Origin of the sequence: Collimonas sp. NPDC087041 (genome assembly GCF_044745265.1) — a bacterium.
Lineage (GTDB): Bacteria > Pseudomonadota > Gammaproteobacteria > Burkholderiales > Burkholderiaceae_D > Collimonas.
Genome location: NZ_JBIUZX010000003.1, coordinates 260,019 through 285,810, shown reverse-complemented (window position 1 = coordinate 285,810; position 25,792 = coordinate 260,019). Strand labels below are relative to the sequence as shown.

The following is a 25,792-nucleotide window of genomic DNA, read 5'->3' as shown; positions in this document are numbered from 1 at the left end:
GCTCGATTTATGCAACTAACTGGTCACTATTATGGGGTTTTTTGCATCGTTTTTGGCAACTATGATGGTGGTTCTTTCACCACACTTGGAGATATGCATGAACAAACGTACTTTATTCCGCTCGTTCCTGGCAACTACCGTCGGCCTGATGCTGGCCGGCAGCGCGGTGGTTGCTGTGGCCGCCTCGCAGCCGCTCAAGCTGGAGGTTTACAATCCGGGCGCCAACGGGGTGTTCCCGGTATCTTCGGAGTTGGTCACCGGTAACAACGAGGCAATCCTGATCGATGCCCAATTCGATCGCGCCAATGCCGGTCAATTGGTGAAAAAGATTCAGGACAGCGGCAAGAAGCTGACCACGATCTACATCAGCCACGGCGATCCGGATTATTACTTTGGACTGGAAGTGCTGAAGGAAGCCTACCCGGACGCGAAGATCCTGGCGCCAGCGCCGGTGATCGCCCACATCAAGGCTACCATGCAGGACAAGCTGGCGTTCTGGGGCCCCAAACTGGGCGCCAACGCACCCAAGCAACTGATCGTACCGGAGCCGCTGCAGGGTAATACGCTGACCCTGGAAGGCCGCAAGCTGGAAGTGATTGGCCTGGACGGCGCCAGCCCGGACCGCAGCTTTGTCTGGATTCCATCGCTGAAGGCGGTGGTCGGTGGCGTGCTGGTGAACGGCAATGAACATGTGTGGACTGCCGACACCCAGACCTTGGCATCGCGCCAGCAATGGATCAAGATGCTCGACAAGATCGAAGCCCTGCATCCGAAGATTGTGGTGCCTGGGCACTTCAGCGCCGGTGCGCCGCAGAACATCGAATCGGTGCGTTTTACCAAAAATTATCTGAAGACGTATGAAGCGGAAACCACCAAGGCCAAAGATTCCGCTGCTCTGATCGAGGCGATGAAAAAGCATTATCCGAACCTGGAAGGCGTGTCCTCGCTGGAATTGGGCGCCAAGGTCAGCAAAGGTGAAATGAAATGGTAAATCAGGAGCTTGAATGCGGTGACGCCGCTTGCGCAGTTCCGGCTGCAGCAGCCACCAGTGAAGCCGACAATGGCGCGGCGGCGGCAGTTGCTGCCGGCAAGGTGCTGCACTACATCTACGATCCGATGTGCGGCTGGTGCTACGGCGCTGCGCCGTTGCTGCAGGCGGCGCGCCAGATCGACGGCCTGGACATCGTGCTGCATGGCGGCGGCATGATGACCGGCAGCAACCGGCGGCAGGTCAGCCCGGCATTGCGCAATTACGTGATGCAGCACGACCATCGGATTGCCGCGATGACCGGTCAGGTATTTGGTGACAATTACTTCAACGGCCTGTTGCTCGATACGACGGCAACGTTTGATTCCGAGCCGCCGATTACCGCCATCCTGGCTGCCGATGCCATAGCCGGGCAGGGGCTGGAGTTGCTGGAACGGATTCAGCATGCGCATTATGTGGACGGGCGGCGGGTCGCTGATCTGGCGGTGCTGCGCGATCTGGCGGCGGCAGTCGGATTGGAGCCGACGCAATTCGATAGTACGTTCGCCGAACTGAGTGGCGCGGCGACGCAAGCTCACATCGCCCGTAGCCGGGCTTTGCTGACGCAGGTCGGCGGCCAGGGATTCCCCACTTTTGCGTTGCAGCGCGGTGAGCGAATCGAGATGCTGGATACGGGGCGTTTCCTGGGCCAGGCTGACGCGTGGAAGGCCGTTCTGAGTAGATAAGCGGATACCGTTCTGAGATAGAAAAAGCCTGTGCAAGTTAGTCTTGCGCAGGCTTTTTTGTTTCTGGGCGGGGCTTCCATAGGATTGTATTTTTACAATAAGAAGAAACATTTCCCCATTGCACTTAGTTATTAATTTGTAGTCATTTATTGATAACTAGTTGCCATTTTACGTGAAAATTAGTGATTTTTCATGATGTGCGGCAACAACAAACAGTCATTATTTAACGTTTCATGCCATCCGTGCATTGTATCGAATAGTGTCGAAAGGTATCTTTGCAGGCACTTTTTTTGATTTTGTAATTTGACGTAAGACACCAAGGATTTATCCGGTCCAGCCGTGTGTTTGCTGCAAGTTAATACCCCGAGTAAATCTATGAATCGCCATCTTGCCGCACGCTTCCCCCTTTCTGTTGTTTCCATCGCAGTCATTACCATGTTGTCGGCCTGCGGCGGTGGCGGCGGAGGCTCCAGTCCGTCGTCGGGTACCCAGGCGCCGGTTCCAACCACGACCCCAAGCACGACCGGCAGTACCCCGGCTGCCAGTGCATCGCAGCTTAATCCGGCCGATCCGAGCAATGCCATCGCAGCGCACGCACGCGGCATCATAGGCGCCGGTGTCGTCGTCGGCATTATCGATACCGACTTCAATGTCGCCGACCCCGATCTCGGCGGCCGTCTTACCAAGACCGTGTACAACAGCGGCGGCGCCGGCAATCTCCACGGCACTGAGGTGGCAGAGGCGTTGGGTGGCAGCAGCTACGGTGTGGCGCCGGGCGTGACGATGCTGGGCGCTGCGGTTGGTACCGGTGGCGACAACGTGTCGTTCAGCAGTCCGGTCTATCAGGACTTGTACAACAAGGGCGTGCGCATCTTCAATCAATCGAATGCTTTCGGTTCGATTGCCACACCGGCCGGCAATGGCCCGGCTTTCTACAATATCTACCAGCCATTCGTGGCGCAGGGCAGCTTGTTCATCTGGGCTGCCGGCAACGATGGCAGCGCCCATCCATCGCTGACCGCAGGTTTGCCGGCGCTTTATCCTGATTTGCAAAAGGGTTGGCTGGCAGTGGTGGCGGTGAATGCCGCCGGCGGCGCGCAAGGTTATAGCAGCAGCGACACCACACCGGGCGTGATCTCCAGCTATTCGAACCGCTGCGGCGAAGCAGCCAACTGGTGCCTGGCGGCACCTGGCGATTTCATTTCGCCGAGCACCGGCACCCGGGTTTACGGCACATCGTTCGCGACGCCGGCGGTGACTGGCGCCGCGGCGCTGGTGCAGCAAGTCTATCCATGGATGAACGCCGACCAGATCCGCCAGACCATCTTGTCGACCGCCACCAGCATGGGCGATACCGCCACCTACGGCTGGGGTTTGCTGAATGCGAGCAAGGCTGCCAATGGTCCCGCTCTGTTCGATACGCGCCTCACGTTGAACGGCAATTTCACCGCCAAGTTCGATTCAGTCAGTTCCACCTTCAGCAACGATATCGGCGGCAACGCCGGCTTGATCAAGGATGGCAGCGGCACACTGACCTTGTCCGGCAATAACACCTACAGCGGCGCCAGCGAAGTGCTCAAGGGCACACTGAATGTCACCGGTTCGGTCGCCTCCGGCGTCACGATCGATAGCGCCGGCATCCTTTCCGGCGACGGCGGCCGCATTGGCGGCAGTGTGGTCAACAACGGTCGTTTGACCAATGCCGGAAACGGCATGACCATTGCCGGCAACTACACGGCTTCGTCCAGCGCAGTGCTGGCCAATCAGTTCAACACGACACTCGCCGTCGGCGGCAGCGCGACACTGGGCAGCTCGCATCTGGTAGCGATGACGCCAGCCGGCAGCAGTGATCCGTCTGGTTATGTGGCGCAGCAAGTCGGCGTCAAAGGCAAGGTGTTGACAGCCGCCAGCGGTGTGTCGGGGCAATTCAGCGATGTCTCGTTTGAGCATGATGGCGTTGCTTTCAATCCGGGCACTTTCCTGAGCGCGACGCTGGCTTACAGCGCCAATGAAGTCGATCTTACCATCGGCCGCAACAGCGCCAATGCGGTTGCTGCGCAATCCTTCGCCGCCGATCCGACTCGCACCAGCAGCGCAGCCAATCTGGAGCAAGGTCTGAAGGCCGCCGACAATATGGTTGCCAGTGGCAACGCCAGCGGCAGCAACGCCGGTTTCGTGGCGAGCGCGGCAGCGATTGAGCGGACGGCAAGTATTGCCGCTGCGGCGCAGGTTCTGGATAGTTTGTCCGGACAAATCTATGCGTCGTCACAGGCGCTGACTTTCCAGCAATCGCAAGCGATCAACCGCGATTTGTCGAATCGTTTGTCGCTGTTGGGCGGCAATGCGGCAGGGCAGGACAAGGCTGGTCTGTGGGCCAGCGTGATCGGCGCCAGCGGCAAGCTGGGACAGTCGGGTTATTCATCCGCCGATACGTCGACCTGGGGCGGCCAGTTCGGCTTCGATACACATCTGACTGACAAGGCCATCGTCGGCGTGGCGTTGTCCTATTCGGAAAGCAAGGCCAACTTCGATCGCTTCGGCGGTGCGTCCGATAGCCAGAACACCGGTTTGTCGTTGTATGGCCGCTATGCGCTGAGCAACGACGGCATCTATGTGTCGGGCCGTGCCGGCGCGGCCACGGTGACCAGCAAGATCAACCGCACGGCGATCCTCGGCAGCGAAGTCGACAGCCTGTCGGCCAACCATACCGACAGCATGATATCGGCCTATGCCGAAACCGGTTACGTGCGCAACTTGTCGACCACTGCGGCGCTGACGCCATTCGCCGGCATCAGCTACGACCGCCTCAAGCGCGGCGGCTTTACCGAAGCCGGCAGCGCGTTTGGCCTGACCGCAGGCAGCAACTCGTATCAACAGACTGCGAGCGTATTGGGGCTGCGTGGCGATGCAAAAGTCGACTGGTTCGGCGGCAATACCAACCTGCAAGCGTACGCCGCGTGGCAGCATGCGTTCAATGACGGTAGCCTCGATTTCAACGCCGCCTTTGTCGGCGCGCCGGCCGCCGGGTTCACCGTGCAGGGTATTGGCCTGCCGCGTAATAGCGGTTGGGCTGGCCTCGGATTCACCACTGTGGTCAATCGCAAATGGAGCTGGTACGGCAATTACGATGCGCAGTTCGGCAAGGGCGGCTTGGTCAACAATGTGTTCTCTGCCGGCGTGCGGATGGCTTTTTAAATTCGTCGCTGCATAAAAAAAACGGTCCGTATAACTCATGAGAGTTGTACGGGCCGTTTTGCTTGCAGTTGTGTTTTAGGCGACTGCTTTCAGCTTGTTGAAGTCGGTGTTGCTGGCTGGTGCAAAACCGGCGTGACCGCTGGAATGGCTGGCATAGAACTGGCCGAAACGGTTCGACAGGAAATCCGCCAGCGTTGCTTGTTCCTGACGCACGAAACCGCTTTGTGGCAGGACACCGGTGACGACCAGGTCAACCATCGCGCAGATGCCGGCAGCAGTAGTCAGCTGGATCGCCGACAGCAACTGGCCGTTGACGTGCTGGCTGTAGATTTTCTTGGCATAGGTTTCTTGCTCAAGACGACCGTCGCGCATGCCGCTGACGCTGACGAAAGTCAGCACCACGTCTTGCTTGGTGATCGGGATCGACGTTTCCAGCACATCCTTGAGGATCGGACGACGTTCCAGTTTACCCAGTTGCAGATCGCGCACCAGGATCTTGACGATGTCGCGATGGCCTGGATAGCGCACGGTCTTGTAATCCAGGTTCTGCACCCGGTCGCGCAGGCTTTCGCACAACGTGCCCAGGCCGCCCGAAGTGTTGAAGGCTTCGTAGTCGATGCCGTCCAGCGAGAAGTGTTCCAGCTCTTCCAGCGGCGAGGTTTCGCGCAGGACGCCGTCGACAATCGCTTCGCACGGATTGCAGTACTCGTTGATCAGGCCATCGGTGCTCCAGGTCAGGTTGTACTTGAGCGCATTGCTTGGGAAAGTCGGCAGCGCGCCAACACGCATCTTGACGTCATGCAGCTGTTCGAAGCGGCTCGCCACATCGTTGGCGACGATCGAAATGAAGCCCGGCGCCAGGCCGCATTGCGGCACGAAAGCGGTGTTCGAATCCTGCGCCAGCAACTTGACGAAGCGGGTGCTTTCGACATCTTCGGTCAAGTCGAAATAATGCGAGTTGGCAGCCTTGGCTGCCGCCGCGATGACCGGTGTCAGGAAATACGGGCAGGCCGACAGCGTGACGTCATGGCCGGTGATCAGCTTGGTGACAGTCGGCGGATGCGAGATGTCGGCCAGGATCGTGGTGACGTTCGGGAAACCCGCTTGTTTCACATATTGCAGGCGTTCCGGATCGCGGTCTGCTACGGTCAGAATATAGTCGCCGGTGTGCGACAACAGGTTGAGGATAGCGTCGCCGATCTTGCCGGCGCCTAATAGGATCAGTTTGGTAGTCATGTCGTCGCTCACTCTTGGTTATTTAGTTATGGTCAATGCTGCGTTTCTGCTGACACCATTCTAAATTCAAGCAAAGTCAGATAATAGAGTGTAAATAGTCGTCAAAATGTATAATAACAATACACTTTGACGAACATTAGAGATGGATTGTCGCGATGAGAGAGAAACTCGACGAAGTCGACCACAAAATCCTGGCCTTGCTGATGGATGATGCACGCCTGTCGATGGCAACTATCGCCAAGCGTGTCGGCATCGCCCGCACCACGGCGATCGCCCGGTTGGCGGCGATGGAAAAGAAGGGCGTGATCGCCGGTTACGGCGTGCGGCTGGACCTTGAGCTGTACCAGCCGGCAGTGCGCGCCTACGTCGGCATCTCCATTGATTCGCGCAACGCGCCGCTGCTGGTGCAGCAACTGCAGAAAATGTCCCAGGTGGAAACCTTGTGCGCGGTCAGCGGCGTCATCGATTACATGCTGACCTTGCGTTGCCAGTCCACCGACGAACTGGACCGCCTGCTGGACCAGATCGGCGCGATGGAAGGGGTTCGGCATACGTCGACTTCGATCATCCTCAGCAAACGGATTGATCGCGGGCCGATTTGAGCGGCTCTAGCGAGCAAGTCATGCCGCAGTGCAGCAGATATGTGATTTATCTATAACAGGTATTCAAACAATAAAGCAGACACGAATGCTGCGCTGCCATATAGTTACACCTGTCTCCTCCAACACCTCCTAAGGTTTGGATTCAACCCGCTACCGCAAGGTCAGGCGGGTTTTTTTTGCCTTGGCCAATCACGCGGCGTTTAGATGGCCGGTGCCCCCAGCAAATGCTGTAGCACTGTTGCCAGCGCTACTTTTCCTTTACGCGCCGGTCCGGAAAATTCGATCCAGCCCTGGTTGAAACCGTCCAGCATCTGCATGCGCGGCTCCGGATCCGCAGGACTTTGGGCGCTAAAGATATCGCGCCAGCTGTCGCGCGGTACGGCCTCCATGCGCACCGGGTGCTTCAGTAGTTCGGCGAAGGTGGCGGCGATCTGGTTTGGCGTCACCCGTTCCGGTCCTTCCAGCTCAACGATACGCTGGCCTTGCCATTGTTCCAGCAGTAATTCAGCCGCCACTCTGCCGACATCGGCGGTGGCGATCATCGGCACCGGTTTGTCCAGCGGCTGCAGGAAACTCGGAATCACGCCGCTGCTGCGCGCCGGCGCCACGTCCCACAAGGCATTTTCCATAAACCAGGCCGGCCGCAGGAAGGTCAGCGGCAAGTCCAGCTTGCCCAGTTCGGTTTCCATGATCTGCAGCTGCGTCAGTAGATTTGTCTGGCTGGCCTGTGCGCCGATAGTCGACAAGCACACTACTTTGGGCGGACGGGCCGCAGCCAGCGCTTGGGACAATGCGTCGACGATGCGCCGCACCTCCGGAAAGCCGGGCGAGGGTGCAAAACTCGGCGGCAGCAGGATAAATACCCCTTCGATGCCGCTGAATGCCGCTTGCAGCGCCGCCGCATCGTTCATCTCGGCCAGCGCCGTTTCGCAGCCTTGTTTTGCCCAGAATTCGCCCTTGGCGGCGTCACGCACCACGGCGCGTACGGCATGTCCCGCTGCCAGCAAAGTACGAGCCGTTGCGCCGCCGACTTGGCCGCTGATACCGGTGATTGCATACATGTTGTTGCTCCTGTTGAAGACGACTGTTGTCGCATTGGGGAGAATTATGCAGCGCTGGATTCAGTTCTCCGATAGCATGGGTGTCAATGAATAAGTGACAAGGAGGCATCAATGGGTTTCGATGGACGTCTGGTTGGCGGCATGGCAGTCCTGTCGGCGGTGGTAGATGGCGGCAGCTTCGTGCAAGCCGCCGAGAGTCTCGACATGACGCCTTCCGGTGTTAGCCGCGCGATTGCCAGGCTGGAAAAGCGGCTCGGCATTCGCCTGTTTGACCGCACTACGCGTTCGGTGACGCTGACCGATGAAGGCCGTCGCCTGTATCAGGAGATTGCGCCCTTGCTGGCGAGCCTGGAGCAGGCCGCCGACGGCGCCGCCGGCAGCGCCAGGTCGGTGCGCGGGCGCCTACGCGTGAGTATCGATCCGTATTTTTCCCGCCTGATTCTTGGTCCGGCGCTGGACCGGTTCATGACTAGCTATCCGGAACTGCAACTGGACCTTTTTACCAGCAACCAGTTGGGCGATCTGGTGGCGGACGGCGTCGACCTAGCCTTGCGTTTCGGCCATCCTGTCTCGTCCTCGCTGGTCGCCCGGAAGCTCTTGGAAACCCGCGTCGTGACGGTGGCGGCGCCAGCCTACCTGCAGCGGCACGGACGCCCGCAGACTCCGGCCGAGCTAGACGGCGCCCAGCATGCCCGCATCGAATTCCGCGATCCCGAATCGGGGCGCCCGTTTCCCTGGGAATTTCATCGCGGCGCCGAACGCATTACGCTCGCCAGCAAAGGCCGGCTGACCGTCAACGACGCCGGCACCTTGTATAGCGTGTGCGAGGCTGGACATGCGATTGCCCAGGTGTTTGAGCTTGGGGTAGAGCGCGCCTTGCAGGAGGGCCGGCTGGTCGAATTGTTTCCGGACTGGCGCGACGAGCAGTTCCCGCTGTATGCCTTGTATCCCTCGCGGCATCTGCCGCCTGCCAAGGTAGTCGCCTTCCTGGAATTTGTGACGGACTTGTGCCGTTCCTGAGCGGCCAGTAGCGACAACTGCCAGGCATGCAGCGGCGAATCATGAGCGCCAGCCAATATTGGCCGTCGCCCCGCTGTAAGGCGCTTTGCGCTGGGTTATCATGCGTTGTTCTCGTCAACTATCCATTACTCCGCCATGAATACTCTTTCTTCCCCGTCACCCACAAGAGGTTTGTCGTTCTGGTGGAAACCAATCTTGTTCGTGCTGGTCGCCGTGATCGGCCTGTACTACGTCAAATGGTCGCCTTACTACCTGAAATCATTCGTCGCCGCCGACAAGCACAGCATCGGCGCTTCGATTCTCAACGATAACCCGGGCGACCCGGTGAATGCGGCCTTGAGCTATGCCAAGGTGTATTTCCTGGCAATCTGGAAAGCTGCGGTGCTGGGGGTGATCCTCGGTTCCTTGCTGCAAGTGCTGATTCCGCGCGACTGGTTGTTGCGCATGTTCGGCGGCAGCGGTTTCAGCTCCGTCTTGCGTGGCGGCCTGTTCGCTTTGCCCGGCATGATGTGCACCTGCTGCGCCGCGCCGGTAGTGGCCGGGATGCGCCGCCAGCAGGTTTCGGTGGGCGCGGCGCTGGCCTTCTGGATTGCCAATCCTGTGCTCAATCCGGCGACGCTGGTGTTCATGGGCTTTGTGTTGGGCTGGGGCTTCGTGGTGTTGCGTCTGGTCGCTGGCGTGGTACTGGTGTTGGGCGTCGCCTTGATCGCACAACGCATTTCGCGTCCTGAACAGATGCCTGAGATGGCACTGGAAGCGGTGGCGGATGCCAGCACGCCTGACCAGAAAAAATTCATGACGCGCTGGGCGCGCAGCTTGTGGCAACTGTTCTGGAGCACCATCCCGGTCTACATCCTGGCGGTATTGGTGATGGGCGCGGCGCGGGTCTGGCTGTTCCCGCACGTCGATGGCGCCATGAGCAATGCTTGGCTGTGGCTGCTGCCGATGGCGATTGTCGGCATGCTGTTCATGATTCCTACTGCTGCCGAAATTCCTATCGTGCAGACCATGCTGTCGCTGGGCATGGGCATGGCCCCGGCAGTGGCGCTGCTGATGACGCTGCCGAGCGTCAGCCTGCCTTCGCTGCTGATGCTGCGCAAGGACTTTGACGGCAAGGTGCTGGTGGTGGTGGCTTTGCTGACGGTGCTGGTTGGCGTGGTCAGCGGACTGGTGGGCGCGCTGCTACTCTAGACCTTTAGAAAACCTTTATCTTCAACTGAAACGAGAGTGCGCCATACAGCCTGTCCTTGTAGCTTGGAATAATCGCCAGGTTCAAGCCGACTCGCTTGTATTCGATGCTGGCGACTGGAATGGCCGCCAGGAACCAGTCGCCGTGGCGCATTTTCGGATAACCGTTGAATCCGCCGGCGACCACGCCCAGGCGTACCGGCCCGATATACACGGGCTGGTAATAGACGCCGACATAATTCGAATATTCCCGATCGCTGTTGTAGAAGCGTCCCGCAGTGGCGGACGCCACCGTTGAAAAGCGGTATTCGACACCGAGTCCCAAATTGTTGCCGTTCAGGCCCTTGTCGCGATCGAAATGATAGGAATAGAAACCTGCATTGAGCCACGTTTCGCTGATCGGCTGGTTCTCGATCATGCCGAACAGACTGCCTTGCTCTGCTTGCGAATGGGCTGATGCCAAAACAGAAAACGCGAAAAGAATAATGGTTCTTAAGCTTTTGGGTAGGGTCGACATCGGCTTCCTGTTGTTGGGGTTCGTCTTATCCAGTCATGGGTCAATCTGACGGTTTCTGTCTTTTGCGCCGAGTAGTTTATCTTGCCTCGCAGCACTGTTGATGATTTTGTCATGCGATGTCTCACAGTTTTTGTTGAACCGTTGGATTTAAGAACATGTCGTGTGAGCAGCCAGCGATGGATCTCTAAAAGGCTTGCTGCGGACATGCCGTTACGACTGTCGCCGGCTTCGGAAAAAACGGCAGCGCGATCAGTGCGCACAGACTGCCTGCCAGCCATACGCCGGACCAATTGCCGATCGTCAGGATGTGCGGGATGGCCAGCGGCGTCAGGAAGCACATCACGAACACGCTGGTGTTGGCCATGCCGAGCGCGGTGCCGGCGTTGCGGGCGCCGGCGATGGTAGCCAGTTCAGTGTAGGCGACGCCATGCCAGGCCGAGACGCAGATACCAGTCAACGCCAGGGCGGCGACCAGCAGCACTGCGATGAACGATGGCAGCGTCGGCAATTGTCCGGCGATGGCGACCAACGCAGCCAGCGCAGCGAAGGCAATCGCGCTGGCGATGGTGCAGACGCGCAAGAACTCGCGCCGATTGTGATGACGATCGGTCCAGCGGCCGCTCCACACACGCATCACCATGGCGCCGCATTGCAGCGTCGCCATGGCGCTGGTGATGGCGATGATGCCGGCGTGACCGAAGTCGTGCAGGAATACCGTGCCGAATGACAGGATTGCAAACTGCGGCGCGCAGAGGATGCCGATGGCGGCGACGATGCTCCACAAGCGACGGTCCTTTAATGGAGTGGGCGCTGCCGTGATGGAATGCGTTGCGGCTTTGCAGTGCGGCTTGGCGGCCGGTTCGTGCAGCCACAGCCAGGTAAAAAACAGGGTAATCGTGCAGAGTACGGCGAGTACGCCGTACACCGCGGCAAAGCCGAGATGGGTGGCCAGCGACGGCAGCGCCAGCGCGCCGGCGGCGCCGCCCAGCGGCACCGCAGTCTGGCGGATGCTCATGGCGAGGCCGCGTTCGCTTTCATCGAACCAGGTCATCACCGCCCGTCCGCTGGAACCGTTGACGCTGCCGCCCAGCAGGCCAACCAGCAGCAAGCCGGCGGCCAGCATAGGCAAGCCGGGCACATGGCCGGGCGCAGGTGCTACGAAGAGCGCCATCAGCAACAACGCCGCAGCAGTGGCGGCGAGGCCGGACATCAGCACCGGGCGATCACCCCAGCGATCGGTAAGCAGACCCCATGGCAGTTCGCTCAGCGCGATGCCGAGGCCCATCAGCCCCAGCACCAGTCCCAGTTCGGCATTGCCCAACTGGTAACCGGAACGGATCAGCACGGCGGTGGTGGGAATGCCGCTGAATGCGGCTGAAAAACTGGCGTTGGCGGCGACACCGACACCCAGCACTTTCCAGCGATGACGGCGGTTGGCGGCGAAGGCGGCAGATCGGGACATTGTGATTCTCCATGTCGGATAAAAATTGTCAGCACTGCAAGACTGGCTTTCAGTGCTTGCAGCGAGTATGGCTTTGCGCGATACTTTTGAATATCAGAAAGTTTTGAATCAACAGTTTTGAAAAACAGGATGGTTGTCATGCGCCAAATCAGCTTCGACCTGGACATCATGCGCACCTTCGTTGCCGGCATTGACCTCGGCAGCTATGCCAGGGCGGCCGATCGGCTGGGGCGTTCCACTTCAGCCGTCAGCGCCCAACTGAAAAAACTGGAGGAACAGGCCGGTGCGCCGATTTTTCGCAAGGCCGGGCGTGGATTGGCGCTGACCGAAGCCGGCCAGACGCTGCTCGGCTACGCGCGCCGCCTGCTCGAATTGAACGATGAGACCGCCAGCGCGGTGCGCGGCATCGAACTGGAAGGGGAAGTGAAGCTGGGCTTGCAGGAGGATTTTGGCGAGGCGTTGCTGTCGGTGGTACTGGGCCGCTTCATGCGCGCACATCCGAAGGTGCGGGTGGAAGTGTGCGTGGCGCGCAGCTCGGAATTGCGTGAACGCGCGAGCTTGGGGCGCATCGATCTGGCCCTGTTATGGGAAGGCATGCCGCCGGCCTTGAATGGCGAACGAGTGGCTGATTTGCCGTTGTGCTGGATCGGGCCGGTGCAGGATGATCAGGACTGGCAGCGTCCGGTGGACGACCCTAATACGGCGGTGAGCGCACCGCTGCCGCTGGTATTGCTGGACGCACCTTGCCTGCTGCGCGACATCGCGTCAACTGCACTGGATACAGCCGGAATTCCGTGGCGACATGCGTTCACCAGCGCCAGCCTGTCGGCGTTGTGGGCGGCCTCGGCGGCCGGGCTAGGATTGACGGTGCGCACGCCGATTGGCCTGCCTGCCAGCTTGCGCATCCTCGATCCGCAGCAGGCCGCCTTGCCGTCGCTGCCATCGATCGGCTTGTCGCTGTACCGCGCGCAAACAACCGCGGGACCAGCGGTGAAGCGGCTCGAAGAGCTGCTGCTGCAAGCGGTGCATGATGCAATCAGGAAGGTCGTACCGGCCTGATAATTTGCTTATTCGATCTGTTCCACGCTGCGCTGATATCGCCTCGGTCCAGTCGTTTCAGGCGGGCATGCAACTGGCGTTATGGGTGGCTGCAGCTGCATCGTTGGCGGTGGCGTTAGCCTGGCGACTGGCCTTGGCTCAAGCGCCAGCGCCATCGCTGCTGTAAAGCGGCGCTGCCGGGTGGCATGCAGTTTTGGGCATATGCCGCAGAGTCAGCTTCCAAAATAGCAGTGCCAGCAAACTGATGCTTGCGCCCAGTATGCAGACGCCGTTCCATCCTGCGGCAGCATAGACGGTGGTCGACAGGATTGCACCGACGCCGCTGCCGACCGCGTAGAACAACATGTAGCAGCCCACAAGCCGGCTATGTGCGGCCGGTTGGCTGGCGAAAATCATGCTCTGGTTGGTGACGTGCAGTGCCTGTCCGCCCAGGTCTAAAAGTATGACACCCAGGATCAGCAGCCACAGGCTGTGGCCCATGAATCCAATCGCCAGCCACGATGCCAGCAACAGCAGCAACGCTGCGCCGGTGGTCGATTGGCCGTGACCGCGATCGGCCCACTCTCCGGCGCGCGCCGCCGCCAGTGCGCCAATCACGCCGACCAGCCCGAAGGCGCCGATTGCGGTATGCGAGAACGAATAGGGCGGCGCGCTCAACGGCAGCACCAGTGCACTCCAGAAGGCGCTGAATGCGGCGAACATCAGCATGGCCAGCACCCCGCGGATTTGCAGCACGCGTTCGCTTGCCAGCAAGGTAAACATCGAGCCAAGCAAGGCGGCATAGGGAAGGCGTACGACGGGTGCCGAGGACTGCGGCAACCAGCGGCGCAGCGCCAGCAGCATCAGCAAGGAGATAGCGGCCGAGACCAGGTAGACTGCGCGCCAGCCGGCCAGATCGGCAATCCATCCCGCCAGGCTGCGCGCCAGCAGCAGGCCGATCACGACGCCGCCCTGTGCCGCGCCGACCACACGTCCCCGTTCAGTCGGCGCGGCGGAATTGGCGGCGTAGGCGATCAGTCCTTGCGTCATCGCGGTTCCCAGCAGGCCTACCGCGAGCATGCCGATCAGAAGCAGGAATGCCGAAGGCGCGACGGCTACCGCCAGCAACGCCGTGCATAACAGCATCAGTTGCACTAGCGTCAGGCGCCGCCGGTCCAGCAGGTCGCCCAGTGGCACCACCAACAGCAACGCCAGCGCGCAGCCGATCTGGGTCGCCGTGATGACGATGCCGATCGCAGCCAGGCTCAGGCCGAAGTCGCGGGCCAATGCATCCAGCAGAGGTTGCGCATAGTAGACATTGGCCACGCTCAATGCGCAGGCCGCCGCAAACAGCGTTACCAACAGTTTTGGCATCGGCGGCGCTGGATTGCGCTCGCGGCCTGCGACGCTTGAACCCATGACGCGATCCGGGGATGCAGCTTGCATTTTTGCCATATCCGGCATGATGGTTCCCTTTTTAAACTGGTTTCAAATTAAAACCAATTGAAGTTTAGGTGCTATGGTTTTAAAATGCAACCAGATATCGGATGGCGTTAGCGCAAGCCGGGCGAAAGGAAAATCATGGCCAAGAGAAAAAGTTTGAAGGACGACAGTTGTCCGGTGGCGCGTTCGCTCGACATGATCGGCGATCGCTGGTCGCTGCTGATCATCCGCGATGTGTTTGACGGCATGCGCCGTTTTGGCGAATTCCAGAAGAGCCTGGGTGTGGCGCGCAATATCCTGGCCGATCGCCTGCACACGCTTGTCGATGACGGAATACTGGAAGTGGCGCCTGCTTCCGACGGCAGTTCATATCAGGAGTATGTGCTGACTGCCAAAGGCCAGGAGCTGTTCCCGGTGATGGTGGGGTTGCGGCAATGGGGCGAGAGCCACCTGTTTGCAAAAGGCGAAGCGCATTCCAGGCTGGTCGAGAGCAGTAGCGGCAAGGTGATCCAGAAAATGGCGTTGCAATCGCGCGATGGCCGGGTGCTCGGGCCGGCCGATACGATGGTGCAGAAACTCAAGACAGGCCGCGATTAGGCGAGTATCCACCTCATCGCTTCTGCGCTACGTGGTCATCAGCCAACGGAGTCATCTGGGGTCAGGGTGCTAGGTGCGCCGAAAAATTGCGGTCATCAACCATCCGCACGCGGCAGATGCCAGCCGTGCGTTGCCGCCACCACGCGCAAGCTGAAGCAGGCGATGCCGCCGACCAGCGCCGCTGCGCCGGCCGACAAGCCGAAACGGCGCCCCACGACGACCACGAAGGCACCGAAGAACGCTGCGGTGGCGTAGATGTCGACCTGCAGCACGGCTGGCACGCGGGATAACAGGATGTCACGCACGACACCGCCGCCGACGCCGGTGACGGTGCCCATCAGCATTGCAACAAACGGCCGGATGCCGAACTGGGTCGCCTTCTCGACGCCAGCTACAGCAAATAATGCCAGGCCGGCGGCGTCCAGCACCATGATCAGTGTGGGCGGCAACGCTTGAAAAGTGGAGTGGAAAACAAAGGTCAGGATGCCGGCGCAAAACGTCAGCACCGGATAGCGCCAGTCGCGGATCGCGTTCGGCGGCGTGGCGCCGATCAGCAGGTCACGGATCACGCCGCCGCCAAGCGCGGCGATGAATGAAATCACCATCACGCCGAGCAGGTCGAGGTTGCTGCGCATCGCACTGAGCGCACCTTCTATGGCGAACACCAGGGTGCCGGCCAGATCGGCCGCCAGCACCACGGTTTCAGTTTTCAGTTTGATCCTGGTCATCGACGGCATCGCCTGGTTATGTCTGGTGGTGGCACGCTATAACGAAATGAGACAGGCGTCAACGCTAGGTAAACGGGAACGGGGCGCCAGACTCGCCATGCAGCGGTTCCGACGCCCCGTTTGTCTGCGCCTTGAAGGGCGCTGTACTACATCAGTTTTGCAGGCCGCGTGGAATGGCGCTCAGCAATTGACGCGTGTAAGGATGGGTCGGATTGTGGTACAGGTCATCCGAGTTGGCCAGTTCGACCACCTTCCCTTGATGCATCACCATCACCTGGTCGGCCAGGTATTTGACTACTGACAGATCATGCGAAATGAAGATGTAGCTCATGCCGAACTCTTCCTGCAGGTCTTGCAGCAGGTTCAGCACCTGGGCTTGCACAGAGACGTCCAGCGCCGATACCGATTCGTCGCACACCAGCACTTCCGGACGCAAGGTCAGGCAGCGTGCAATCGCAATCCGTTGCCGCTGGCCGCCGGAAAATTCATGCGGATAACGGTGGTAGGCAGCAGTCGGCAGGCCAACCTTTTGCAATAGCTGCATCGCCATTTCGGTGCGTTCATTGTCGTCGCTGCCGATCTGGTGGATGCGCATCGGTTCCAGCAGGATCTGGCCGATTGTGAAGCGCGGGTTGAGCGAGGCGTACGGGTTTTGGAAAATGATCTGGATGCGCCGCTTGTAGGACATGAACTCCTGGTTCGACATGCCGATGATGTCCTTGCCTTCGAACAGCGCCTGGCCAGCTGTGGCCTGGTGCAGGCGCATCAGGGTCAGGCCGACGGTGGTCTTGCCGGAACCGGATTCGCCCACCACGCCGAGCGTCTTGCCGCGCGCCAGTTTGAAAGAGACATCCTTGACCGCTTGGAATTCCTTGCGGCCGAACAAGCCTTCGCGTGAGTAGAAGCTTTTGCCCAGGCCACGCACGTCGAGCAGGATATCTTCCTGGCCGCTGCAGCCGCGGGTGCGTTCGCGCAGATCGAGTTCGGTGCCGTTGTTGCCGTTCATGTAGTCACTGATGACCGGCAGGCGCCATGGACGGGTGTCGAGGGAAGGGCGGCACATCAGCAGGGCCTTGGTGTACGGGTCCTGCGGGTTCTCGAAGATCTGGCGCACAGTGCCTTTCTCGCGCACTTCGCCATGACGCATGACGATCACCTGGTCGGCAATCTCACCGACCAGTGCCAGATCATGGGTGATGAACAGGACCGACATCTTGTGACGCTTGCGCAGCGCTTCAATCAAATCGATGATCTGTTTCTGGATCGTGACGTCGAGCGCGGTGGTTGGCTCGTCGGCGATCAGCAATTTCGGTTCGCAGGCAATCGCCATGGCGATCATCACACGCTGCTGCTGGCCGCCCGACATCTGGCTCGGATAGGCATCTACTTTGGTCGCCGGCGAAGGAATGCCAACTTCTTCCAGCAGTTCGATGGAGCGCTTGCGGGCCTGCTTGGCGTCCATGCCCATATGCAGGCGCAGCACTTCGCCGATCTGGAAGCCGACCGTGAAGACTGGATTGAGCGAGGTCATCGGCTCCTGGAAAATCATCGAGATTTCCTTGCCGCACATGTCGCGCCGTTCATCGATCGACATGGCCAGCAGATTGCGGCCTTCGAATTCGATGACGCTGGTGGCGGCAATGCTGGAATTATCCGGTGGCAGCAGGCCCATCACGGCCAGCGAGCTGACCGATTTGCCGCTGCCCGATTCGCCGACCAGCGCGACGGTGGTGTCGCGCGGGATGTCAAAGGAAATTCCCTTGACGGTTTCAATCATGGTCTTCTTGTCGGCGCGGAAACTGACGCGCAGGTCGCGTACGCGCAACAGCGGTTGTTCTTCCGCTTGCGGGGTGGTGTTGGTCGAATTCATGTTGTCTCCTATTTCAGCTTCGGATCAAGGGCGTCGCGCAATGCGTCGGTGAACAGCGAGAACGCCGTCACCAGGATTGCCATGGCGATACTGGCTGCGGCCAGTTGCCACCACTTGCCCAGGATCAGTTCGTTTTGTGCTTCGTTGAGCATACTGCCCCAGGAGACGACGCCGACCGGCACGCCGAAACCGAGGAAGCTCAAGATCACTTCCGACTTGATGAAACCGACTACTGAAATCGACAACTGCACCAGCGATACGTGGCTGACGTTCGGGAAGATATGGCCGAACATCTTGCTCCAGTGGCTGGCGCCGATGGCGTCCGCCGCCATTACGTATTCACGCGTCTTGTGCTTCATGTACTCGGCGCGGATCAGGCGATAGGTGCCGGTCCAGCCGGTCAGGCCGAGGATCAGTACGATCGCCGTCACGCCCTTTTGCTGCAACACCGCCGCCACTGCCAGGATCAACAACAGGTAGGGGATGGAAGTGAAGATGCTGTAGAACCAGTTGAAGGCATCGTCAATCCAGCCGCCGAAGTAGCCCGAGATGGCGCCGAAAATTGTGCCCAGAACCACGGCCAGCAACGCCGACACCAGGCCGACGATGATCGAGGTTTCAGCGCCCTTGATGGTTTTCTTGATGATGTCGTGACCCCACTTGTCGGCGCCGAATGGCAGCGTCGGTTTGCGGATCAGCGTGGCGCTGGCGCCTTTCTTGGCCAGGTCGGCGCGGATTTCCGTCATCTCGTCCGCGAGCGGATCGGCGATGCCGTAGTCGTTGGCAACTACCGGTGGTGGTGGTGCGGCAGTGGTGCTCTTGCGCAAATCGCGCAGGATGTCGCGCAACGGATCGACCGGGTTTTCCGGCGGCGGTGCTTCCTTGATCGTATCGTTGCTGCTGAAGCCGCGTTCGGCGTCGGTCTGGGCGCCGATGAAGGTCGGCGGCGCGTAGTTGACGCCGACTTCCTTGGCCCAGTCCTTGGCCAGCAAGCCGCTGGCCGACAGCACCAGCATGATCAGGTACAGGCCGACCACGGCCATGGCCGCCATCGCGACGCGGTCGGCGCGCAGACGGCGCCAGGCCAATGCCCACAGGCCTGGCGAGTGGGTGCCGCCGGAGGCGGCGTTGATTGCTACGGTACTAACTGCCGGCGCTGCTTGGACAGGGGCCGAGTTTACATTCTGAGTCATGGCGGCTCCCTACTTCAGCTGAACACGTGGGTCGACGGCCTGGTACAACAGGTCGGTCAACAGGTTGAATATCATGGTGGCGGCGGCGACATAGATGGTGATCGCCTTGATCACCGGGAAGTCGCTGCGCTCCACCGCAAGAATCACTTCGCGGCCGATGCCCGGGATCGAGAAGAAGCGCTCGATCAGGAAGGCGCCGATCAGCAGCGCCGGCAGGTTCGACATGACGTTGGTGATGATTGGGATGGCGGCGTTGCGCAATACGTGCACCCACAGGATGCGGCGCTCTTTGACACCCTTGGCGCGTGCGGTGCGGACGTAATCCTGGTTGACTTCATCCAGCACGAAAGTACGGTACAGGCGCAGGCTTGGCGCGATACTCACCGCCAGCATGATCAGGATCGGCAGGGCGGAATAGTGGAACAGGTTTTCAGCGAAGCTGTTGCCCCAGCCTTGCACCGGGAACATGCCGAGCTTGTAGGCGAACCAGTATTGGAACAGGATGATGTAGACCAGGATACTGATCGACATGCCGACGGTGCAAGCCACCATCACCATGCGGTCGGTCATCGAGCCGCGCACGAATGCGACGGCCAATGCCAATGCCACGGCGATCAGGGTTTCCAGGATGGTCAGCGGAATCAGCACGGTCATGGATGGCCCGAGGCGGGTCATGATGACGTTAGCCACCGATTCGCCGGTGCTCCAGCTGTTGCCGAAGTTGAAGGTGACGATCTGCTTGATGAAGATCCACAGCTGGATGTAGTACGGCTGGTCGATCCCCAATTGAGTGCGGATGTTGGCGATCTGTTGCGGGTTCGACATCTTCCCGGCCAGGATGTACGCCGGGTCGCCGCCGACCCAGTTGAACAGGAAAAACACCAGTACGATGACGCCGAGCATGGTCGGCAGCATTTGCCATAGTCGGCGCAGGATATAAGCGGTCATGATAATTCTCTCATTCCAGGTTAATGCAGGCGTTGGCCTGAGATTTCGGCAAAGAATGCCTTGTTGTTAGGCTCGCGGCCGAGGAAGGTGCTGACCATCTCGCCGGCCGGCTTTTCACCGCCGCGCGAGAGGATGTCCTGACGATACAGATGGCCGACTTCCGGATTCATCAATTTGCCGTTATAACGCGACAGCATGTCCAGCGCCAGCACTTCCGACCACATGTAGCCGTAGTAGCCTGCTGCATAGCCGCCCATCAGGTGGCCGAACTGGCCGGGGAATTCAGTGCCCGGTACATAACCCAAAGGAGTTGCGCCTTCCATTTGCTGCCAGACGGCCAGCGGTTGCTCCTGGTCGGCCTTGTCGTTGTGGATGGTCATGTCGTAGCTCGCGTACAGCAACTGGCGCGCATAGCGAATGCCGCGGCCGTAGTTGTGGGCAGCGGTCAAGCGTGCCAGCAGCTCATCGTCGATGGTCGGGCAGGTAGTCTTGCAGAAGCCGGCCAGCAATGTCAGCGACTCTTTGCGGCGCGCCCATTCTTCATACATCTGCGAAGGCGCTTCGACGAAGTCGAGTTCGACATTGGTGCCGGCCTGGCTGACATACTTGGTGTGCGACAGCACGCCATGCAGTACGTGGCCGAATTCATGCACCAGCGTTTCCAGCTCATCGCTGTTCAGGCCGCTGCGGTCGAGGTTGGTGACCAGCGTCGAAATCGGTGTGCGGTGAGCCAGCGTGCTGACGCCGCGGGTGCCCCAGGCGGCGGCATGGCCGTACTTGCCTTCGCGCGGATACAGGTCGAGATAAATGCCGGCGATGCGTTGCTTGCTCTTGCTATCGATGACGTCGTAGTACTGGACTTCCGGATCCCAGACCGGTACGTCGACGCGCTTGAATTCAACACCGTACAGGGTGCCGGAAATATGCAGCACCCAAGGTACTGCGGCGTCGGTAGGGAAGTACTTGCGCAGCGCTTCCTGGTCGACGTTGTAGCGTGCCTGCTTGATCTTCTGTTGCCAGTATTCGGCATCCCAGCGTTCCAGCTTGGTATCGGCCAGCGGCGTCTTCAAGGTTTCCGACTTGAACACGCGCAGTTCTTCGATTTCCTTCAGTTCCAACTGGGTCACTGCGGTCTGCACTTCCTTGAGGAAGGTATCGACGGTTTGCGGATTCTTCACCATGCGACGTTGCGTTACCAGATCGGCGTAGCTCGGCAAACCGAACAGACCGGCCATTTCATGGCGCAGGTTCATTGCTTCCTTCAACACTTCCAGGTTCTTTGGCGTGCCGTGGTTGGTGAAGGCGATCATGTAGCGGCGGCGGGCGTCGCTGTTGTCGGCCGATTCCATGAACGGCTTGTATTCCGGATAGTCGAAGCCGAGCAGGTAATTGCCCTTGTCGTCGCGCTTGGCGCGCGCCATGTAGGCGGCAGGCATGCCCTGCAGTTCGGCAGGCGTGAAGGTCAGTTTCTGGTTGTTGTCGCGGATGTTGCGCGCGAATTCCTGGCTAAGTTCGCCCAGGCGGTCGAGGATTTCTTTCATCCGTGCGCGCTTCTCAGGCGGCAGCGAGACGCCAGTGTCGTCAAAGCTGTACAGGATGTCCTGGCGCAGTTTCTTTTCGATTGGATCGGTCGGCTGGATCGCCTTGAAGCGGGCGTACAGCTTTTCGCTTTGCAGCAGGTCGGTGGCGAACTTGTTGGTTTCGATCAGGCAGGCTTCAGTGGTGCTGCGTACCTTGGCGTCGGGCGAGACGTTGTTGAGGATGTCGACCGGGCCTTGCAGGTCTTCCAGCTTGATTTGCAGGTCGTTCCAGTCGGCCAGGACTTTCTTGCTGTCGCCGGCATGCGCTGCAGGCAATTTCTCCAGGACCGATACGCGCTTGCGCAACGCGCCCAGCGTGCTGTCGCATAGCGCCGGGATCTGTTCTGCTTTGAGCAGGGGAATCAGCGGGCGCTGCTTATCTTGGGCAACTGCCGGTTGCAGCATCAGCGTGAGTAACGCTGTCGTGACCGGCAAGAAAAATGATGATGGTTTCATGCATTTCCTCAATTAGGGACTTGGTGAAAATAAATAATTGTTGATGGGTTAAACACCGGCGGCAAGCGTTGTGCCTGCCGCCGGCGCGGTGTCTTTATTTGCGTTTTTCGATATCGAAGTACATCCATTCGGTAGGCATGACCGGATGCTTCTTGTAGCCGATCACGCGTGGCTGGGCGATCATGTTGCGATAGCGGGCGTAGCCGATGCGGATAGGCGCATAGACTTCCAGCAGGCGCGTCATCTTGTGGTACAGCAGATCGCGTTCCGGGCCTGGCGGCAGCTTTTGCGAAGCGGCGTACAGTTTGTCGTATTCAGGCATCTTGAAGCAGCCATTGTTGTTCTGGCCGACGTTCGGGCCGTAGAACAGCTGCATGAAATTGTCGCCGTCAGGATAGTCGGCAATCCAAGGTGCGGTGCGGGTTTGCAGCTGGCATTCCTTTTCGGCCTTGAGCAGGTCGGGGAAGGTTTTCAGGTCGCCGACCATGCGGATGTGGATGCTGTCGTAAGTCTTCTTCCACATTTCCGATTGCTGCTGGCCGTTCGAGTCGGCGCGTGCCGAATAGCGGACCGTCAGCGGCTGGCCGTTGGGCTGGGTGCGGTAGCCGTCGGCGCCGATCTTGTAGCCGAACTTGTCGAGCAGGGCGTTGGCGACTTCCGGTTCGTACTGGATGCTGCTCTTGTAGTTGGCATCGTAACCGACTACGCCTGGTGGAATCGGATACTCCAGAGGGATCGCCTCGTCGTTCCAGACCACCTTGATTTCCTCGCGGACGTTGTGCGCCATCGAGATCGCGCGGCGCAGAGCAATTTTTTCCTTGCTGAAGCCACCCAGTACCGGGTCTTGCATGTTCCAATAGAAATAGCTGATTTCAGGATCGACGATACGCGACAGCTGTACGCCTTTCTTGACGAATTCCGGCTTCAGTTTGCCGTCGATCATGACCTGCGGCGCCAGCGGGCCTTGCAGTTCGGTGATGTCGACTTCATCGCCTTCAAACGCCAGCAGGCGCGACTGGTCTTCCACCATCACGCTGATTTCAACGCGGCCGATTTGCGGCATGCGCTTGCCCTTCATCTTGGCGACGATGGCGTCGTCACCCGGTTCGCTGGCCTTGAAGTCCCAGATGTAGCCGCGATAGTCGGGATTGGCGGTGAGCACCATGCGCGAGCCGCGCACCCACTGGCTGAGGATATAGGGGCCGGTGCCGACCGGATGGCCCATGACGGTGCCCTGGGCGTCGCGATACTTCTCGATCACTTCACGCGCCACGGCGCTGGTTGGCTGGTGGGCCAGGATCATGCCGAGGTTGAAATCGGGCTGTTTCAGGTGGATGCGCAGGGTGTAGCGGTCCAGCAGTTCAAAGCCGGGGACGTTGGCGTCGTAGTCGAAATGGCCGGTCTTCTTGGCTTGCGCGGCGACTTCGTCGAGGCCAACGACTTTACCTTCCAGCAGCCAGGTTTGCGGCGAAGCCAGTTGCGGATCGAACAGCCGCTTGTACGAATACACGAAGTCGGCCATCGTCAGTTCGCGCTTCTTGCCGTTGAACACCGGATCGTCGGCAAAGTAGATGCCTTTTTTCAGGTGGATCGTGTAAGTCATGCCGTCGGCGCTGACTTCCGGCAGCGATTCCGCAGCCGAAGGCATCAGCTTGGCCGGGCGCGCCAGGTAATCGTAGGCATACAGCGTTTCGAATACTGACTGATTGACCAGCTGCGAATACAGGTCGCGCGTCACGGCCGGATCGAAACCGGTTTCCGGCGCTACGAACACAAAGCGCAATACCTTATCGGGATCGGCTGGCGATGTTGGCGCAGCCGCCACCGATGCTTGCATCGGCAGGGCGCACGCTAAACAGGCAACCAATATCCCGCGTAACCAAAGCGAGTTCATACCATTTCTCTCCTTCTAAGATCTCTATAGCTAAATTTGACCTGCGGCACACTGACAGCGGCGTGCCGGACCAGGGGGCGAATTACCGTATATGCGGTGGGTTAGTGTTTTTCGACGTCGACGTACTGCCAGTCCGAATGCAGGATCGGGTGCTTCTTGAAGCCCTTGACCCATGGCCGCACCAGCCAGCTGCGGATACGGCCGGTATTCAACACCCATGCCGTGTCCGCTTCCATTTGCCGATTCATTTCCAGATAGATCTTGTTGCGCTCTTCGCCCAGTGGCAGCGACATGGCCTTGACGTACAGCGCATCAAAGGCTGGCGACTGGTAGCAGCCATGATTGCCGCGGCCGGCGTTCGGCCCGTACAGCAACTGCATGAAATTCTCGGCTTCCGGATAGTCGGCGCTCCAGGCGGCGCCCCACATCATCAGTTCGCAGGAGGTGGCGGCTTTCAGGTTGTCGGCAAAGTTGCTGACCACGAACTGGGTGCGGATGCCGATCAGGTCCAGCCCGCGTTTCCAGAGTTCTGAAATTTCAGTGTTGATGCCGCCCTGGTTGCTGGTGTATTTGAGCAGCAGCGGTTTGCCATCAGGCATAGTGCGATAGCCGTCGGCGCCGCGCTTGTAACCGAAGTGGTCGAGCAGCTTGTTGGCCAGCGCCGGGTTGTAATCGATGCTGCTGCGATATTTCGGATCGTAGCCGCCGACTCCCGGTGCGATGATCGATTCGAGCTTGACTGCCTGGCCGTTGCGCAGCAGCGTCGCTTCTTCCTTGTTGTTATAGACCATCGCAATCGCGCGCCGCAGGGCAATCTTGTCGTTGGTGTAGCCGCCGATGACCGGGTCCTTCATGTTGAGGACGGTGTAGGTGATGCCGGCATCGACAATCCGTTGCAGCTGGATGCCTTGTTCAGCATATTCCGGTTTGAGCTTGTCGCCATCCAGCACGCTCAGCGCGGCCAGTTCAGGCATCTTGTCGAAATCGATCTGCTTGCCCTGGAATGCCAGCCAGCGCGACTGGTTTTCCTCGATGATGCTGATCTCGACGCGGCCGACCTGCGGCATTCTCTTGCCCTGCATGTCCTTGATGATTTGCTTGTCGATGGCATCGCCGGACGATTTGAAATCCCAGGTGAAGCCGCGGTACTCGGGATTGGCGACCAGGATGATTTTGCTGCGCGGGACGTATTTCTCCAGCATGTAAGGGCCGGTGCCGACCGGATGCTGGGCGCTTTGCTGGCCGTAGGCATCGACCACCTCATGTGCCATGGCGCCAAATGCGGAGTACGCGACCACGTTCAGGAAATTGTAGTCCTTGGCGTTCAGGACCACTTTCAAGGTGTAGCGGTCTGGCGCTTGTAGGCCGGCGATAGGTGTCTGATAGTCGAAATGACCGGTTTTTTGCGCCTGGGCAGCCAATTCGTCCAGCCCGACAATTTTGCCGTTCAAGAAATTCGCCGAAGGGGAACGGTTTTTCGGGTCAAGTACGCGCTTGAGCGTGTAAATGTAGTCTTCTGCGGTCAATTCTCGGCGTACGCCCTTGAAAGCCGGGTCGGGTGCGAAATAGATGCCCTTTTTGATGTGGAAGGTGTAGGTCTTGCCATCCTCACTGATTTCCGGCATCGCCTCGGCGGTTTCGGGGACTAATTTGGCCGGGCGCGCCAGATAATCATAGGTCAGCAGGGTTTCAAAGATGACTTCGCTAACCCAGCCGGAATAGAAATTCTGGGTTTTTACCATGTCGAAACCATCGTCGGCGGCCTCGAAGGCGGTGCGGATCACTTTCGACGGATCGGCCGGATTGGTGTTCGCATAGGCTCCGGTGCTGCCTGCCAATGCGGCAATTGCCAGCACTGGCGCTATCAATATTTTCTTGAATTTGACTGAATTCGACGTTTTACGGTGCATTTTCTATATGCCTTTTGAGCAAGTGGTTATTTTTCTATTTTATGGCTAAGATCGTTGATCTAGGTCGCAAAATAGTGTCATCTCCAATGACATCGCATTTATCTACCGGTAGGCGGACGCCTGCGCAATCTGTTTTATCTT

Annotated in this window: 20 protein-coding genes; 8 read left to right on the top strand and 12 right to left on the bottom strand. The window is 59.4% G+C overall.

Features of this window, described 5'->3' with window-relative positions; translation table 11 throughout:
- Positions 1 to 97: 97 nt before the first annotated feature.
- The 3 genes from ACIPF8_RS07170 to ACIPF8_RS07160 all read left to right on the top strand — a co-directional run bounded on the left by ACIPF8_RS07170 (position 98) and on the right by ACIPF8_RS07160 (position 4,908).
- Positions 98 to 991, top strand: a complete 894-nt coding sequence (locus ACIPF8_RS07170; RefSeq protein WP_400418849.1) for an MBL fold metallo-hydrolase — start codon at positions 98 to 100, stop codon at positions 989 to 991.
- A complete protein-coding gene (locus ACIPF8_RS07165; RefSeq protein WP_400418846.1) occupies positions 985 to 1,713 on the top strand; it encodes a DsbA family protein in 729 nt (242 codons plus the stop codon). Before ACIPF8_RS07170 ends, ACIPF8_RS07165 begins: the two co-directional genes overlap by 7 nt.
- A 375-nt stretch (positions 1,714 to 2,088) precedes the next feature.
- Complete coding sequence (locus tag ACIPF8_RS07160; RefSeq protein ID WP_400418844.1) at positions 2,089 to 4,908, top strand: autotransporter domain-containing protein; 2,820 nt, start codon at positions 2,089 to 2,091, stop codon at positions 4,906 to 4,908.
- 75 nt (positions 4,909 to 4,983) lie between these two features.
- Here ACIPF8_RS07160 and ACIPF8_RS07155 read toward each other — a convergent pair whose 3' ends face one another.
- Positions 4,984 to 6,144, bottom strand: a complete 1,161-nt coding sequence (locus ACIPF8_RS07155) for a saccharopine dehydrogenase C-terminal domain-containing protein (RefSeq protein ID WP_400418841.1) — start codon at positions 6,142 to 6,144, stop codon at positions 4,984 to 4,986.
- Between the two features lie 155 nt (positions 6,145 to 6,299).
- Between ACIPF8_RS07155 and ACIPF8_RS07150 the strand changes: the two genes are divergently transcribed.
- Positions 6,300 to 6,746 carry an Lrp/AsnC family transcriptional regulator gene (locus ACIPF8_RS07150; protein ID WP_400418838.1) on the top strand — a complete coding sequence of 149 codons (447 nt, stop codon included), beginning with the start codon at positions 6,300 to 6,302 and terminating at the stop codon, positions 6,744 to 6,746.
- 200 nt (positions 6,747 to 6,946) lie between these two features.
- Here ACIPF8_RS07150 and ACIPF8_RS07145 read toward each other — a convergent pair whose 3' ends face one another.
- Positions 6,947 to 7,807 carry an NmrA family NAD(P)-binding protein gene (locus ACIPF8_RS07145; RefSeq protein ID WP_400418835.1) on the bottom strand — a complete coding sequence of 287 codons (861 nt, stop codon included), beginning with the start codon at positions 7,805 to 7,807 and terminating at the stop codon, positions 6,947 to 6,949.
- Between the two features lie 111 nt (positions 7,808 to 7,918).
- On the opposite strand from ACIPF8_RS07145, the gene ACIPF8_RS07140 reads away from it, so the two are divergent.
- Together ACIPF8_RS07140 and ACIPF8_RS07135 are read left to right on the top strand one after the other, a co-directional pair.
- On the top strand, positions 7,919 to 8,827 hold the full coding sequence (locus ACIPF8_RS07140) for a LysR family transcriptional regulator (protein ID WP_400418832.1): 909 nt from the start codon (positions 7,919 to 7,921) through the stop codon (positions 8,825 to 8,827).
- 135 nt (positions 8,828 to 8,962) lie between these two features.
- Positions 8,963 to 10,018 (top strand): permease, encoded by a 1,056-nt coding sequence (locus ACIPF8_RS07135; RefSeq protein WP_400418830.1) that lies wholly within the window; start codon positions 8,963 to 8,965, stop codon positions 10,016 to 10,018.
- 4 nt (positions 10,019 to 10,022) lie between these two features.
- Here the strand turns inward: ACIPF8_RS07135 and ACIPF8_RS07130 are convergent, their stop codons facing one another.
- Both ACIPF8_RS07130 and ACIPF8_RS07125 read right to left on the bottom strand, forming a co-directional pair.
- Positions 10,023 to 10,532 carry a hypothetical protein gene (locus ACIPF8_RS07130; protein WP_400418827.1) on the bottom strand — a complete coding sequence of 170 codons (510 nt, stop codon included), beginning with the start codon at positions 10,530 to 10,532 and terminating at the stop codon, positions 10,023 to 10,025.
- Between the two features lie 184 nt (positions 10,533 to 10,716).
- Positions 10,717 to 11,994, bottom strand: coding sequence for an MFS transporter (locus tag ACIPF8_RS07125; protein ID WP_400418824.1), 1,278 nt, complete (start codon positions 11,992 to 11,994; stop codon positions 10,717 to 10,719).
- A 138-nt stretch (positions 11,995 to 12,132) separates the two neighbouring features.
- Here ACIPF8_RS07125 and ACIPF8_RS07120 point away from each other — a divergent pair, with 138 nt between their 5' ends.
- A complete protein-coding gene (locus ACIPF8_RS07120) occupies positions 12,133 to 13,053 on the top strand; it encodes a LysR substrate-binding domain-containing protein (RefSeq protein WP_400418821.1) in 921 nt (306 codons plus the stop codon).
- 138 nt (positions 13,054 to 13,191) lie between these two features.
- On the opposite strand, the gene ACIPF8_RS07115 is transcribed toward ACIPF8_RS07120, so the two are convergent.
- Positions 13,192 to 14,478: an MFS transporter gene (locus tag ACIPF8_RS07115; protein WP_400418818.1), complete on the bottom strand. Its 1,287-nt coding sequence runs from the start codon at positions 14,476 to 14,478 to the stop codon at positions 13,192 to 13,194.
- Positions 14,479 to 14,613: 135 nt separating this feature from the next.
- On the opposite strand from ACIPF8_RS07115, the gene ACIPF8_RS07110 reads away from it, so the two are divergent.
- On the top strand, positions 14,614 to 15,072 hold the full coding sequence (locus ACIPF8_RS07110; protein ID WP_400418815.1) for a winged helix-turn-helix transcriptional regulator: 459 nt from the start codon (positions 14,614 to 14,616) through the stop codon (positions 15,070 to 15,072).
- A gap of 95 nt (positions 15,073 to 15,167) precedes the next feature.
- Here ACIPF8_RS07110 and ACIPF8_RS07105 read toward each other — a convergent pair whose 3' ends face one another.
- From ACIPF8_RS07105 to ACIPF8_RS07075, 7 genes are all read right to left on the bottom strand, one after another.
- Positions 15,168 to 15,800, bottom strand: a complete 633-nt coding sequence (locus tag ACIPF8_RS07105; protein ID WP_400418812.1) for a trimeric intracellular cation channel family protein — start codon at positions 15,798 to 15,800, stop codon at positions 15,168 to 15,170.
- Between the two features lie 151 nt (positions 15,801 to 15,951).
- Positions 15,952 to 17,670 carry an ABC transporter ATP-binding protein gene (locus ACIPF8_RS07100; RefSeq protein ID WP_400418809.1) on the bottom strand — a complete coding sequence of 573 codons (1,719 nt, stop codon included), beginning with the start codon at positions 17,668 to 17,670 and terminating at the stop codon, positions 15,952 to 15,954.
- An 8-nt stretch (positions 17,671 to 17,678) separates the two neighbouring features.
- Positions 17,679 to 18,863 (bottom strand): ABC transporter permease, encoded by a 1,185-nt coding sequence (locus ACIPF8_RS07095; RefSeq protein ID WP_400418806.1) that lies wholly within the window; start codon positions 18,861 to 18,863, stop codon positions 17,679 to 17,681.
- A gap of 9 nt (positions 18,864 to 18,872) precedes the next feature.
- On the bottom strand, positions 18,873 to 19,811 hold the full coding sequence (locus ACIPF8_RS07090) for an ABC transporter permease (protein ID WP_061532660.1): 939 nt from the start codon (positions 19,809 to 19,811) through the stop codon (positions 18,873 to 18,875).
- A gap of 20 nt (positions 19,812 to 19,831) precedes the next feature.
- Complete coding sequence (locus ACIPF8_RS07085; protein WP_400418803.1) at positions 19,832 to 21,847, bottom strand: M3 family metallopeptidase; 2,016 nt, start codon at positions 21,845 to 21,847, stop codon at positions 19,832 to 19,834.
- Positions 21,848 to 21,941: 94 nt separating this feature from the next.
- Complete coding sequence (locus ACIPF8_RS07080) at positions 21,942 to 23,741, bottom strand: ABC transporter substrate-binding protein (protein ID WP_400418801.1); 1,800 nt, start codon at positions 23,739 to 23,741, stop codon at positions 21,942 to 21,944.
- A gap of 101 nt (positions 23,742 to 23,842) precedes the next feature.
- Positions 23,843 to 25,651 carry an ABC transporter substrate-binding protein gene (locus tag ACIPF8_RS07075; RefSeq protein WP_400418799.1) on the bottom strand — a complete coding sequence of 603 codons (1,809 nt, stop codon included), beginning with the start codon at positions 25,649 to 25,651 and terminating at the stop codon, positions 23,843 to 23,845.
- Positions 25,652 to 25,792: the final 141 nt, after the last annotated feature.